12 protein-coding genes and 2 pseudogenes are annotated in these 12126 nt (G+C 58.6%); 9 read left to right on the top strand and 5 right to left on the bottom strand.

What is annotated here, in order from left to right:
- Positions 1–291: 291 nt before the first annotated feature.
- The 7 genes from petA (at position 292) to ACXAIC_RS06480 (ending at position 5859) form a co-directional block, all read left to right on the top strand.
- Positions 292–855: a ubiquinol-cytochrome c reductase iron-sulfur subunit gene (petA, locus tag ACXAIC_RS06510; RefSeq protein ID WP_475174889.1), complete on the top strand. Its 564-nt coding sequence runs from the start codon at positions 292–294 to the stop codon at positions 853–855.
- A gap of 25 nt (positions 856–880) precedes the next feature.
- Positions 881–2146, top strand: a complete 1266-nt coding sequence (locus tag ACXAIC_RS06505) for a cytochrome b (RefSeq protein ID WP_475174888.1) — start codon at positions 881–883, stop codon at positions 2144–2146.
- Positions 2147–2175: 29 nt separating this feature from the next.
- A complete protein-coding gene (locus ACXAIC_RS06500; protein ID WP_475174885.1) occupies positions 2176–3015 on the top strand; it encodes a cytochrome c1 in 840 nt (279 codons plus the stop codon).
- 127 nt (positions 3016–3142) lie between these two features.
- Positions 3143–4024, top strand: a complete 882-nt coding sequence (locus ACXAIC_RS06495) for an S-methyl-5'-thioadenosine phosphorylase (RefSeq protein ID WP_475174883.1) — start codon at positions 3143–3145, stop codon at positions 4022–4024.
- Between the two features lie 128 nt (positions 4025–4152).
- Positions 4153–4701: an adenine phosphoribosyltransferase gene (locus tag ACXAIC_RS06490; RefSeq protein WP_475174880.1), complete on the top strand. Its 549-nt coding sequence runs from the start codon at positions 4153–4155 to the stop codon at positions 4699–4701.
- A gap of 6 nt (positions 4702–4707) precedes the next feature.
- The gene (gene bluB, locus ACXAIC_RS06485) at positions 4708–5370 is read left to right on the top strand and encodes a 5,6-dimethylbenzimidazole synthase (protein WP_475174878.1); all 663 of its coding nucleotides are present in this window, start codon (positions 4708–4710) and stop codon (positions 5368–5370) included.
- Positions 5371–5379: 9 nt separating this feature from the next.
- Complete coding sequence (locus ACXAIC_RS06480) at positions 5380–5859, top strand: GNAT family N-acetyltransferase (protein WP_475174876.1); 480 nt, start codon at positions 5380–5382, stop codon at positions 5857–5859.
- 38 nt (positions 5860–5897) lie between these two features.
- Here ACXAIC_RS06480 and ACXAIC_RS06475 read toward each other — a convergent pair whose 3' ends face one another.
- From ACXAIC_RS06475 to ACXAIC_RS06465, 3 genes and pseudogenes are all read right to left on the bottom strand, one after another.
- Positions 5898–6383 carry a MaoC family dehydratase gene (locus tag ACXAIC_RS06475; protein WP_475174873.1) on the bottom strand — a complete coding sequence of 162 codons (486 nt, stop codon included), beginning with the start codon at positions 6381–6383 and terminating at the stop codon, positions 5898–5900.
- The gene (locus ACXAIC_RS06470; protein WP_475174871.1) at positions 6380–6838 is read right to left on the bottom strand and encodes a MaoC family dehydratase; all 459 of its coding nucleotides are present in this window, start codon (positions 6836–6838) and stop codon (positions 6380–6382) included. Before ACXAIC_RS06470 ends, ACXAIC_RS06475 begins: the two co-directional genes overlap by 4 nt.
- Before the next feature lie 157 nt (positions 6839–6995).
- Positions 6996–7085 (bottom strand): annotated as a pseudogene (locus ACXAIC_RS06465) (NAD-dependent epimerase/dehydratase family protein); the annotation flags it as partial.
- Here ACXAIC_RS06465 and ACXAIC_RS06460 point away from each other — a divergent pair.
- Both ACXAIC_RS06460 and ACXAIC_RS06455 read left to right on the top strand, forming a co-directional pair.
- Positions 7077–7255: pseudogene (locus ACXAIC_RS06460) on the top strand (integrase core domain-containing protein); the annotation flags it as partial. The pseudogenes ACXAIC_RS06465 and ACXAIC_RS06460 overlap by 9 nt on opposite strands.
- A 122-nt stretch (positions 7256–7377) precedes the next feature.
- Positions 7378–8703: a hypothetical protein gene (locus ACXAIC_RS06455; RefSeq protein WP_475174868.1), complete on the top strand. Its 1326-nt coding sequence runs from the start codon at positions 7378–7380 to the stop codon at positions 8701–8703.
- 378 nt (positions 8704–9081) lie between these two features.
- Here ACXAIC_RS06455 and ACXAIC_RS06450 read toward each other — a convergent pair whose 3' ends face one another.
- Both ACXAIC_RS06450 and ACXAIC_RS06445 read right to left on the bottom strand, forming a co-directional pair.
- Positions 9082–10101, bottom strand: coding sequence for a 1-aminocyclopropane-1-carboxylate deaminase (locus ACXAIC_RS06450; protein WP_475174867.1), 1020 nt, complete (start codon positions 10099–10101; stop codon positions 9082–9084).
- Positions 10102–10296: 195 nt separating this feature from the next.
- Positions 10297–12072: an SLC13 family permease gene (locus tag ACXAIC_RS06445; protein ID WP_475174866.1), complete on the bottom strand. Its 1776-nt coding sequence runs from the start codon at positions 12070–12072 to the stop codon at positions 10297–10299.
- Positions 12073–12126 lie beyond the last annotated feature (54 nt).

Here is a 12126-nt window from a genome sequence, read left to right as displayed (position 1 = left end):
AAGGATGCAAGGCGGGACTACGTCCTTTTCCGGTCTTGCATCTCCTTTCAAAACTGGTCCAAAAATGCCGCAGGGCGTTTGTTCCACCTGCGACATATGTATACCCTTGCGTCAGTTTATCTGGACAAGCGTTTCGAAGGGTGCACAATCGCCTCCGCTTGTATGGTGCGGAAACTTGCCGCACCCGGCAACCGTTGAGCCCGCAGTCATTCCGGCTATCCTTTGGAAGGAGCGAAGGACCGGATATGAGGCGGGCTTTCGGCACAGGTAAAATGGAGAGGGGACGCGACCTTGGAACATAACACGGATGCGGTAGAACCGAACCGCCGTGATTTTCTCTATATCGCGACTGGGGCAATGGGCGTGGTTGGTGCAGGGGCACTGGCTTGGCCCTTTATCGATCAGATGAACCCGGATGCATCGGCGCTGGCACTGGCTTCGATTGAGGTGGATGTGTCTGCTGTTGAAGAAGGGCAGTCAATTACGGTCAAATGGCGCGGAAAACCGGTCTTTATCCGCAATCGGACCGAAACGGAAATTACAGAGGCCAAAGAGGTGCCGCTGGCCGATCTGCCGGACAAGCTGGCCCGGAACTCCAATCTGCCGCCCGATGCCGAGGCAACGGACCCGAACCGGGGTGTGAAAGACAAGGAAAACTGGCTCGTTCAGGTGGGCATCTGCACCCATCTTGGCTGCGTTCCCATTGGCGATTCCGGCGATTTCGGTGGCTGGTTCTGTCCCTGCCACGGGTCCCACTATGACACTGCCGGCCGCATCCGTAAGGGCCCGGCTCCCGAAAATCTGCTGATTCCGCCGCTCGAGTTCGTCAGCGACTCGACGATCAAGATCGGTTAACGGCACATCTTTCCAGGAGACAGTCATGGCTGGACATTCAAACTACGTCCCGCAGAGCGCTGCAGCCAAGTGGCTTGAAAGCCGCCTGCCGGTCATTTCGCTCGTGCGTGGATCCTTTGTGGACTTCCCGACCCCGAAAAACCTGAACTACTGGTGGACCTTCGGGGGCATTCTTTTCTTCGTGCTGATCGCCCAGATCCTCACCGGCATCGTGCTGGTAATGCACTATACACCCAGCACGGAAGCCGCTTTCAGCAGCGTCGAACACATCATGCGCGATGTGAATTTCGGCTGGATGCTGCGCTACCTGCATGCCAACGGCGCGTCGATGTTCTTCATCGCCGTCTATATTCACATTTTCCGGGGGCTTTACTACGGCTCCTACAAGGCCCCGCGGGAAATCTCGTGGATACTGGGTGTGATCATCTTCCTGATCATGATGGGCACCGCCTTCATGGGCTACGTGCTGCCCTGGGGTCAGATGTCCTTCTGGGGCGCGACCGTGATCACCAACCTGTTCTCGGCCATCCCGCTTGTCGGTGAAGCCATCAAGACCTGGCTCTGGGGCGGGTTCGCGGTCGACAATCCGACGCTGAACCGGTTCTTCTCCCTGCACTATCTGCTGCCATTCATGATATTCGGCGTGGTGATCCTGCATGTGTGGGCGTTCCACACAACGGGCAACAACAATCCGACCGGGGTGCAGCCGAAGACCAAACAGGACACGCTGCCGTTCCACCCCTATTACACGATCAAGGATCTGTTCGCGATTATCGTGTTCATGATCTTCTTCTCGTGGTTCGCCTTCTATTTGCCGAACTATCTTGGCCATGCGGACAATTATATCGAAGCAAACCCGCTGGTGACGCCATCCCATATCGTGCCGGAATGGTACTTCCTGCCCTTCTACGCGATCCTGCGGGCGGTGCCCGACAAGCTGGGCGGTGTTGTGTTGATGTTCGGCGCCATTGCGATCCTGTTTGTGCTGCCCTGGCTCGACACGTCCAAGGTCCGTTCCGGGACTTACCGGCCGCTGTTCAAGCAGTTCTTCTGGATCTTTGCAGCCAATTGTGTGGCGTTGGGCTATCTCGGTGCGATGCCGGCGGAAGGCTGGTATGTGATCTTCTCCCGGATCTTCACCGCCTATTATTTCGCCCACTTCCTGATCATCCTGCCGATGCTCGGTTTCCTTGAGAAGCCGCGGCCGCTCCCGGCGTCGATTTCAGAAGCGGTGTTGAAGGGCGGCTCCGGCACCCCAGCCGGTGCGCCCGCCGCACCGGAAACGAAGTAACGCGAACCGGATCAGGAGTTAATTGAGACATGAGCACCATGATCAAAATGGTTCGTTCCCTTGCAGCTGTTGCCGCTCTTGCTATCGCGTCCCCGGCCCTGGCTGCTGGCGGAAAGGTTGAGATCGACTATCAGAGATGGTCTTTTTCAGGCCCCTTCGGTTTCTATGACCGGGGGCAGTTGCAACGCGGCTTCAAGATCTACCGCGAGAATTGTTCAGCCTGTCACGGGCTGAAATTCGTTGCCTTCCGCAATCTGGCGCAAGAGGGCGGGCCGGGGTTCACGGAAGACCAGGCCAAGGCGATTGCGGCGGAATACACCGTGATCGACGGACCGGATGACTACGGCGACATGTTTGAGCGTCCTGCCATTCTGGCCGACCGCTTTCCGTCGCCGTTTCCGAACGAGCAGGCGGCGCGTGCTGCCAATAACGGCGCCTATCCGCCGGACTTCTCCCTGCTGGCAAAAGCGCGTGCGGCCCAGCGCGGGTTCCCGGGCTTTGTGTTCGACATCTTCACCCAGTATCAGGAGAACGGGCCGGATTATATCTACTCGCTGATGACGGGCTATGTGGACCCGCCGGAAGGCGTTGAAGTGCCCGACGGGCAGTACTACAACCACTCCTTCCTGGCCGGTCATTTCATTTCCATGGCTCCGCCGCTTTATGATGAGGCGGTGGAATATACCGACGGCACGCCCATGACGGTGGACCAGTACGCCAAGGATGTGGCCGCGTTCATGATGTGGGCGGCAGAACCCCATCTGGAGCAGCGCAAGAAGATCGGCTTCCGGGTGATGGTGTTCCTGATTGTCTTTGCCGGGCTCTTGTATTTCACCAAGAAACAGCTTTGGCGCAACGTGGCGCATTAAGGCTGGCAGGACCCAGGAGCTTCAGAAAGGCGGGCAGAGAGCCCGCCTTTTTTCGTTTTTGCCCTGTTCAACGGCGGAGCCGCTTGATACTCAGCGAGCCGGATGGGTTTCTCGCAGGAGATGAAGAATGGCTGACGCAGTGCTTGGCATTATCGGTGGGTCCGGCATTTACGATCTGCCCGGACTGGAACAGTCCGAATGGGTTGAAGTGAAAAGCCCCTGGGGCACGCCGTCCGACCATGTGCGGATCGGCCAGATTGACGGGTTGAAGGTCGTCTTCCTGCCCCGCCACGGCCGGGGTCATGTCTATTCCCCAACGACAATCAATTACCGCGCCAATATTGACGTGATGAAGCGCTGCGGTGTCACCGACCTTTTGTCCGTGTCCGCCTGCGGGTCCTTGAAAGAAGAGCACGCGCCGGGCACCTTTGTGCTGGTGGACCAGTTCATTGACCGCACCATTGCCCGGGAGAAGAGCTTCTTCGGTACGGGCTGTGTGGCCCATGTCTCCATGGCCGTGCCGGTCAGCCCGAAACTGGTGGACGCTGTTGCGGCGGCTGCAGAGGCCGAAGGCCTGGCCTGTTCCAAAGGCGGCACCTATCTGGCGATGGAAGGCCCGCAATTCTCTTCGCTTGCCGAAAGCCAGCTCTACCGGTCCTGGGGCTGTGACGTGATCGGCATGACCAACATGCCCGAAGCCAAGCTCGCCCGGGAGGCGGAGATCTGTTACGCCACCGTCGCCATGGTGACCGACTATGACAGCTGGCATCCGGATCATGGGGAAGTGGATATCCAGGCCATCATCAAGGTGCTGCATGACAACGCTGAAAATGCGCAGCGGCTGGTGGGCCGGGTGGCGCGGGATCTGCCCAGAGAGCATCAGGCCTGCCCGGCCGGATCTGACACCGCTCTGGAATATGCTCTGATGACGGCGCCGGATAAACGGGACCCGGAGCTGGTGGCCAAGCTGGATGCGGTGGCCGGACGGGTGCTGACCAAGACCTCCTGACCGGAACCGCCCCGGCCGTTCTGATCCATCAAAACCCGGCTGAAATCGCTTCGACCGGGCGCGCAAACTTGATATAAGCGTCCGTTGGGGCATGTGCCGAACCGAACAGTTTGAAGAAAGACGTCTCGATGAGTGACCAGACAATCCAGGATGAATTGATCAATGCGATCCGCACGATCAAGGACTATCCCAAAGAGGGTATTCTGTTCCGGGATATCACCACGCTGCTCGGCAATGCGCGGGCTTTCCGCCGGGCGGTCGATGCGCTTGTGCAGCCCTGGGCGGGCTCCAAGGTCGACCAGATTGCCGGGATCGAGGCGCGGGGCTTCATTCTGGGCGGGGCGGTGGCCCATCAGCTTTCGGCCGGGTTCGTGCCCATCCGCAAGAAGGGCAAGCTGCCCCATGAGACCGTGCGGATTGCCTATTCCTTGGAATATGGTCTGGACGAAATGGAAATGCACAAGGATGCGATCAAGCCGGGCGACCGGGTGATCCTGGTGGATGATCTGATTGCGACTGGCGGCACGGCGGAAGCGGCCTGCAAGCTGCTCAAATCCATGGGCGCGAATATCGAGGCGGCCTGCTTCATTGTTGACTTGCCGGATCTTGGCGGGCGCAAGAAGCTGGAAGAGCTGAATGTGCCGGTGCGCACCCTGGTGGAATTTCCGGGGCACTGAGCGTTTATGAACGGCGGCGACCAGAGCGGGGAGAGCCCCCCAAGGTTTTCCAGCCGGTTCCAGCAGGACTTTGAAACCCTTTTAAAATGGCGGCGCGATGTGCGCCGGTTCCGCAGCGAGCCGCTGGCGGAGGGCAAACTGCAGCATCTGCTGCAGCTGGCCGATCTGGCTCCATCTGTTGGCAACAGCCAGCCCTGGCGGATCGTGATGGTCGACAGTCATGACACGCGCAAACGGATCACGGCCCAGTTCGAAGCGGAAAATCAGAAAGCGGCAGACGCCTATGAACCGGAAAGAGCCCGGCATTACCGGGCGCTGAAACTGGCCGGTCTGAAAGACGCTCCGGTGCATCTGGCGGTTTTCTGTGAGGAGCAGCCGGAGCAGGGCAGTGGCCTTGGCCGGGCGACCATGCCCGAGACGCTGGCCTATTCCACGGTGAGTATGATCCATACCTTCTGGCTGGCAGCGCGGGCTGAAGGGATCGGGGTTGGCTGGGTGTCGATCCTGGATCCGGTCGAAGTTCGTGAAATCCTGCAGGTTGACGGCAGCTGGCGGCTCGTGGCTTATCTATGCGTTGGCTATCCGGAAGAAGATCATGTGGATCCGGAGCTGGAACGGGCAGGCTGGCAGGCGCGCAGCCCCCTGAAAACCCGGTTGTTTCACCGCTAGGAGCAAACCATGCCCGCGATCATTCGTGCAACGGAAGACAAGGATCATGCTGACGTCTATCAGCTGTTGCGGGAGCGTTGGGCGGGCCCGGAAATGCTGCTGGATGGCGAGCTGATTGACGCCTCGCGCCTGCCGGGCTACGTCGCTTTTGATGGCGAGGTGCTTGTCGGGCTGGTGACCCTGATTCAGCGGGACGGGGAATGGGAAATCCTCACGCTCGATTCCCTCAACCGCTGGGGCGGCGTTGGCAGCCAGCTTCTGGACGCGGTTGTGAGCGAGGCCCGCTCAAAAGGCGTGCCCCGTCTGACGGTCCGGACCTCCAACGACAATCTCGACGCTTTCCGCTTCTACCAGCGCCGGGGCTTCCGCATGGAGCGGGTCGCACAAGGTGTGATTGATGCGGAGCGGGAGAAAAGGCCGGAAATTCCCCTGCGCGGCGATTACGGCATTGAGATCCGCGACGAAGTTCTGTTTGCGAGGGCGCTTTGAGATGCTTTCGTCGCGTTGCCATCTGGCTTGACAGCGCGCTACGCTGCGTCCGGCCGCCGCTCCACAAACACAGTCGCCTTGAAGGAAAACACCAGAACACCGTCCTGATTGCGGGCGGTCATGTCTGCGTGGACAAGGCCCCAGTCCGGCCGGCTGCGGCTTTCGGTCTTGCCGGTCACCGTGCGCCAATAGGTGAGCGTGTCTCCGGCGAAGACCGGCTTGAGCCATTTCAGGTCTTCAAAGCCGGGAGAGGGGCCGATCCTCGCGGCCGGTTTGCCCGCAGCTTCCGCCTCAGTCCGAAGAGCCGCCGTCTTGGCCACCTGCAGCTTCATGAAGATCGATGCCGTGTGCCAGCCGGAGGCGCAGAGCCGTCCGAAATGGGTTTGCGCAGCGGCGTCTTCGCTCAGATGAAAGGGCTGGGGATCATATTTTTCGGCAAAGCGGATGATCTCCTCTGCCGTGAAGGTGTAACTGCCAAGCTCAGTGACCTGCCCGGCGGCGATGTCGTTGAAAAACTCAATCATGCGCCGGGCTCCCGCCGTTCAAAGAGAACCGGGTTCTCCCATTCAATCACCTCAGCGCCGTTTTGATTGGCGGCCGATACGCGCAGGAAAACCAGGCCGAGATCCGGTTTGGAGCGCAGCAGCTTGGTGCCGGTGATCTCCACGCGGGCTGACAGCGTGTCACCGGGGAAAACCGGCTGACGCCATTTCAGGCTGGTAATGCCGGGCGAGCCTCTTCCCGTGCTCTTGTTGAACAGGTTGACCGCCAGAAGGCGCATGATCAGGCTGCCGGTATGCCAGCCGGAGGCGGCAAGACCGCCCAGCAGCGAGGCCTTGCCGGCCTCTTCGTCCAGGTGAAAGGGCTGGGGATCGAACTCTGAAGCAAAGGTAATGACATCGTCCCGGCTCACCTCGATGGATCCAAGATCAAACGACTGCCCGGCAGCGAAGTCTTCAAAATGGGTGGGTGTGGTCATGAAAAGAAAGAGGCTCCCGGCAAAGCCGCCGCCAGGGAGAGGATCGGGAGGCGGCAGCTTGCTGCTGTGAAAAGGTTCTGCAGGGGGACGTAGCACGGGAAAAATAGGGTGGCCAGAGCCTGGCCTCCGGCCATCTGGACAAGAGGGGGCAGGGCGTCACATAGGAGCGCCAGTTGTGGTTTTCCTTGAACCCCAGGACCTCGCGTATCTTGCGGTTGGAAAAGAGGGCTTCCTGCTCGCCCGGTTCCGTGATGAGTTGCTCAACGGTGAGATATTCTACAACCTACCGGAGGCACAAATCCTGATCGAACAATAGCGCGTCCACTACACACTCTCAGACCGCATAGCGCTCCGGGCTACCGCCCGCCTGCGCCGGAAAGCATCGTTCCGATGGACCGGAGACCCACGATGCACTAACGATTAAACTGGACCACTTGATGGTGCCCCGCCATCACCTCTTGAGCAAAGCTTTCGACGCGCTTGAAATTTTGGAAGCGAAGAACTCTGCGAGCCGTTGAGCTAGAGAGAACAAATAACTGATGTTGAAGACTGTTTCTTGTCCAGTATCTCATTCTGAGCCTGTCAGAATGAGTGGTGGCATGTTGTGTTCAGGCAATATGAAAAAAATATTGAAAGGTGGTCTCAAGTGCACGAGTCTGCAGGCTTGGTTCTGTGTCTTGTCGGCATTGATGATTTTGACGCTGTCGGGTTGCGTCGAATCTGACCCGCGTTATCCAGCTTACTATCGGTACATAGTGGATTTGAAGGTTGACGGCAAACCCGTTCGGGTTGAGCGGGTGATCAAGTGTACGGGAACACTGGTGACCGGTTCCAGTTATGCTCCAGGTGTCAAAACTGGTAGGACCTATTTAAGTCCTCCTATTGTTGGTGCCTATGTGCCTGGGTCCGATGAAGCCGTCTACGTTCCGGTCATCAGCGCCTGCCGATGGGCATCGGCGACATCCGAGGAGCGTGAAGAAGATGCTAAGAATCAGGCGCGTGTATTGGATCCTCCCTTCACGGACCAGAATGAGTATCTCCCCCCCAGTTCGATGCTACCCGTCCTTTGGGTAAGTGACGATCAGACGTTTGACAAAATGGAATACTACGTCAGCGGGCGGGCGTTGTCGGGCATTGATAGCCGTGTGGAATTCTTGCGCGCTTATCCGCCGGAAATTGTTGGAGAGGTTGAATTTAAATCCTCTGAAAAACGGGCAGCAGCGGCAAGCCCGGATCTAACGCCTTTCTTCCGCCCGGAAGACAGGAGACTGGCGGAAGAAACATCTCTCTACAAAAAGCGATTTCGAAAGCAATTTAGCGGTGGTGTCTACCCGGAATGCTTCGCCGCGTGGCGGGTGCCACGGTCGGAGTGGTCCCAAGTGCCCGGGCTTGAAGAGTGGGTTGCAAGCCTGCCGAGCGATGGGCGTGCTTACCGAATTGCCGTGCCCAATTGGGGGGCATTTACCGACATGCTGGACGGTATCAGAGACACACCAGGCCTTGTTCCTGTTGAACCTGAGCCTGGTGTCGGTATCGACCGGTTTGAAACATTCGATGCGATCAATCCGGCAATCAGCACTGATCAAGGGACGTACGTTGACCTGCAGCGCCAAGGCTTCATGGGGTGCGAATTTCTGCTGATACAGCGAAATCGTATCGAAGCCGATGAGCCTTTCAAGATCGATCATTCGAGTGAACCGACACCTTCTTTTCGCTACGAAATCGCGGGTGAGCGCCTTTATGCGCGCTTCTTGCCCACATACGCGCCAGTCTATGTGCGGGAACTCGACGAGTTTCTCGTATTTCAAAACAAAATTATCTCCGCAACGTCGGGTGATCCGGTTGCCAAAGGATGGAAAGAATGACGTCGCAGATTTCAGAGTATGCAGTTCTGGCAATGCAATCCTACGATTTTCTGGATGAAGATGCGCCAGAGTCAGCACGGAAGATTTGAAAGTTAATTACACCTTTGAGGGCTTCAATGGATGGGTTTTGCGCAACATTGATGATGGAGAAGTCCCCATCGAATGGTCCACCAACTTGGATATATTGTCCCGCAAAATGGAGGACCAGAGATGCGATCAAACGGCCAAAGCCGGAAGAGACTGGTATCGCAGCTTCGGCAGGTTGAAGGTGCTTCAAGCACAAGGCGCGGCGATTTCTGGGCCGTTAAGCTAGATTGGCGTGTGCTACGACCCCGCATCATAGGCTTAGGAGAGTGGCTGCCGGAATGACGCTATGTATTAGCCGTCCTTGTAATAATAGCTGTAGCCGTTCAGGGCCGGTGCGCCGCCCAGATGGGCATAGAGAACCTTTGACCCTTCCGGGAAAAAGCCCTTGCGGGTGAGATCGATCATGCCCTGCATGGATTTGCCCTCATAGACCGGGTCGGTCATCATGGCTTCGGTCTTGGCGGCGAGGCGGATCGCGTCATTGGTTTCTTCCGACGGCACCCCATAGGCCGGGTAGGCATAGTCCGGATTGATATGGATCTCGTCCTCGCGTACAGCCCGGCCAAGTCCGACCAGTTCGGCCGTATTGTCCACGATGGAGCGCACCTGGGCACGGGTCTGATCCAGGGTGCCAGAGGCATCGATGCCGATCACCCGGTCCGCCCTGTCCTGGGCTGCAAAGCCGACAATCATGCCGGCCTGTGTTGAACCGGTCACGACGCACACAACGATATAGTCAAACGTGAAGCCCAGTTCTTCTTCCTGTTGCGCCACTTCTTCGGCAAAGCCGATATAGCCAAGCGCGCCATATTTATGGACCGAGGCCCCGGCCGGGATCGGATAGGGCTTGCCGCCAGCCTCTTCCACCGACTTGATCGCATCTTCCCAGCTTTTGCGGATACCGATATCAAACCCGTCCTCCACCAGACGGCTGTCGGCGCCCATCAGCCGCGTGAGCAGAATATTGCCGACCCGGTCATAAACCGCATCATAGTGAGGAACCCATTTTTCCTGGATCACGACACATTTCATGCCGATCTTGGCGGCGGTGGCCGCCACCATGCGCGTGTGATTGGACTGGACCCCGCCGATGGACACCAGTGTGTCGGCGCCTGAGGCAATCGCATCCGGCACAATATATTCCAGCTTGCGCAGCTTGTTGCCGCCAAAGGCAAGGCCGGAATTGCAGTCTTCCCGTTTGGCGTAGATATCCACCTTGCCGCCAAGGGCTTCCGTCAGCCTTGGAAGATGTTCAATGTGGGTTGGGCCAAAGGTGAGCGGGTAGCGTTCAAATCTTGTCAGCAAGGACATTGGTGGTTCTCCTGTTGTCTTGCGGTCAAGCCTAGCAGGAGGGTCGTGAAAGGTGCTTACTAAATCCGTATTCTTATGTCGTTTTGTATGAGTGAAGAGGAGCTATTTTGTTGTTTTTCTTCATTCAGACGTTTTATATGAAATTATCTTTCATCCTTTTGTTTTCGGCGGTTGTCTTTGGCTTCCGGTCGGTCTTCACAGGGGCCAGAAGACGAGAATGGCCGGAAGGGCGACCACGAGCACCAGCAGCTCCAGCGGCAGGCCCATGCGCCAGTAATCACCGAAGCGGTAGCCGCCCGGGCCCATGATGATGGTGTTGTTCTTGTGGCCGATCGGGGTGAGAAAGGCGCAGGAGGCGGCAACGGCGACGGCCATCAGGAAGGGATCGGAACTGACCCCGAGCCGTTCGGCGATCTGGACCGAGATGGGCGCGGCGATCAGGCAGGTGGCCACGTTGTTCAGAAAGTCGGAGAGCGTCATGGTCACAATCATCAGGACTGCGAGCGTGACCCAGGCCGGTGCGCCGGACGTTCCTGCGACGATCCCGTCCGCAATCACCTGGGCATTGCCGGAGGTCTCAAAGGCCTTGCCGAGGGGGATGAGCGAGCCGAGCAACACGATCACTTTCCATTCCACAGCGCTGTAGACTTCTGAGCCGCTGACAAGGCCAGCCGCCGCATACAGGATCACACAGGCGGCGAGCGCGACCGGCAGATAGGCAAGGCCCGCAACGGCGGCAACAATCGCCAGCACAAACCCTGCAATGGCAAGCCAGGCCTTGTTGCGCTGGATCATGCCGGTCTGGCGCCCTTCCAGCGGCAGCACGCCCAGCCAGGAAAAGGCGTTTTCCAGACGCTCGTCGGTGCCGATCAGAAGCAGCACATCGCCGGGGCGGATAGTCTCGTGGCGCACCCGTTTCTGGATGCGCCGCCCCTGCCGGGAAATGCCGAGCAGGGTGACCCCGTGGCCGTAGAGAAGACGCAGGTTGAAGGCAGAGGTGCCGCTGATGCGGGCGCTGTCGGGGACAATGGCCTCGGCCAGGGACAGGGCGGAGCCGCCGAGCTTGCCCTTGTGCTGCTCTGATCCGGCGAAGTCCAGTTTGGCGGCGCCCATGAAGCTTTCAATGGCCTTGGGGTCGCCTTCCACCACCAGAAAATCATCCGCCTTGACCGGTTCGCGCCGGGCAAACCCCCTGATCCGGCGGCCGTTTCGGATGAGGCCGATAATCGTGACATCCTTTTCATCGGCAACGGGATAAAGATCGCCGACCGTGACCGGCATGTCCGGATTGACCTTGCCGACTTTCAGTTCCGCAGAATAAAGGCTTTCCGCAAAGCCTTCCTGTTTCGGTTTGCTGCGGAAATGGGCGGGCAGGAGGCGCCAGCCGAACAGGGCAACAAAGGCAATCCCGAAGATGGCAACCGTCAGCCCGACGGGCGCAAAATCGAACATGGTGAAGGGGCTGCCAAGCGCGTCTGAGCGGTATTGCGCAATCACGATATTGGGCGGCGTACCGATCAGGGTGATCATGCCGCCAAGAATTGTGGCGAAGGACAGTGGCATCAGGGAGAGGCCCGGGGACCTTTCCGCTTTCCGGGCCGCTTCCAGATCCAGCGGCATGAGCAGGGCCAGCGCGGCCACATTGTTGATGATGCCCGACAGCCCGGCGCCGGCAACCGACATCAGCGAGATATGTCCCGGCAGGCCCCGCGAGGCGGATAGAAGCCGGCTGGCAATCAATTCCACGGCGCCCGAATTCATCAGCCCCTTGGAGACGATCAGCACCAGCGCAATGATGATGACCGCCGGGTGGCCGAAGCCGGAAAAAATTTCATCCGAAGGCACAAGGCCCAGCAAGGCCCCGAAGATCAGGGCCGCAAAGGCCACAAGGTCGAACCGGATCCGGCCCCAGACGAGAAGGGCAAAAACGATCCCGAACAGAATAAACAAGGCAATCTGGTCAAAAGTCACGGTTTGAAAAGCTCCAGGTCCGGGCGGTGGAACAAACACCGCCGTCCCAGGGGA

The sequence above is a fragment of the Roseibium sp. AWQ4_254 genome (assembly GCF_056161025.1).
This window is presented reverse-complemented; position numbering and strand designations above follow the sequence as displayed.

Coding starts and splice junctions, on each gene's coding strand:
- ACXAIC_RS06505 (WP_475174888.1), top strand. CDS start 881: ATGGCTGGACATTCAAACTACGTCCCGCAGAGCGCTGCAGCCAAGTGG.
- ACXAIC_RS06500 (WP_475174885.1), top strand. CDS start 2,176: ATGAGCACCATGATCAAAATGGTTCGTTCCCTTGCAGCTGTTGCCGCT.
- ACXAIC_RS06495 (WP_475174883.1), top strand. CDS start 3,143: ATGGCTGACGCAGTGCTTGGCATTATCGGTGGGTCCGGCATTTACGAT.
- ACXAIC_RS06490 (WP_475174880.1), top strand. CDS start 4,153: ATGAGTGACCAGACAATCCAGGATGAATTGATCAATGCGATCCGCACG.
- bluB (WP_475174878.1), top strand. CDS start 4,708: ATGAACGGCGGCGACCAGAGCGGGGAGAGCCCCCCAAGGTTTTCCAGC.
- ACXAIC_RS06480 (WP_475174876.1), top strand. CDS start 5,380: ATGCCCGCGATCATTCGTGCAACGGAAGACAAGGATCATGCTGACGTC.
- ACXAIC_RS06475 (WP_475174873.1), bottom strand. CDS start 6,383: ATGATTGAGTTTTTCAACGACATCGCCGCCGGGCAGGTCACTGAGCTT.
- ACXAIC_RS06470 (WP_475174871.1), bottom strand. CDS start 6,838: ATGACCACACCCACCCATTTTGAAGACTTCGCTGCCGGGCAGTCGTTT.
- ACXAIC_RS06455 (WP_475174868.1), top strand. CDS start 7,378: ATGTTGAAGACTGTTTCTTGTCCAGTATCTCATTCTGAGCCTGTCAGA.
- ACXAIC_RS06450 (WP_475174867.1), bottom strand. CDS start 10,101: ATGTCCTTGCTGACAAGATTTGAACGCTACCCGCTCACCTTTGGCCCA.